This is a genomic window from Duganella violaceipulchra (assembly GCF_019166075.1).
GTDB lineage: Bacteria > Pseudomonadota > Gammaproteobacteria > Burkholderiales > Burkholderiaceae_D > Rugamonas > Rugamonas violaceipulchra.
Map to the genome: position 1 here is coordinate 1 of NZ_JAHTGR010000192.1, position 282 is coordinate 282.

Annotated in this window: 1 protein-coding gene; it reads left to right on the plus strand. The window is 63.1% G+C overall.

The window, feature by feature from the left end; translation table 11 throughout:
* A partial coding sequence (locus tag KVP70_RS33645; protein ID WP_217946767.1) for an AMP-binding protein occupies positions 1 to 282 on the plus strand: 282 nt, incomplete at both ends.

A 282-nucleotide genomic window follows, 5' to 3' on the forward strand; every position in this document is an offset into this window, starting at 1 on the left:
CCGGATCCGTTCAGTGCGCAGGCGGAAGCGCGGCTATACAAGAGCGGCGACCTGGGCCGCTGGTTAGCCGATGGCAACATCGAGTATGTAGGAAGGAACGACTTCCAGGTCAAGATCCATGGTTTCCGGATTGAGCTGGGCGAAATCGAAGCCAGGCTGGCGGCCTGCGAAGGCGTGCGCGATGCGATTGTGATCGCACGCGAAGACCAGCCGGGCGACAAGCGGCTGGTGGCGTACGTGATCGCGCAAGCAGGGGCGGAAGAAGGGGCCTTGTCGGCAACC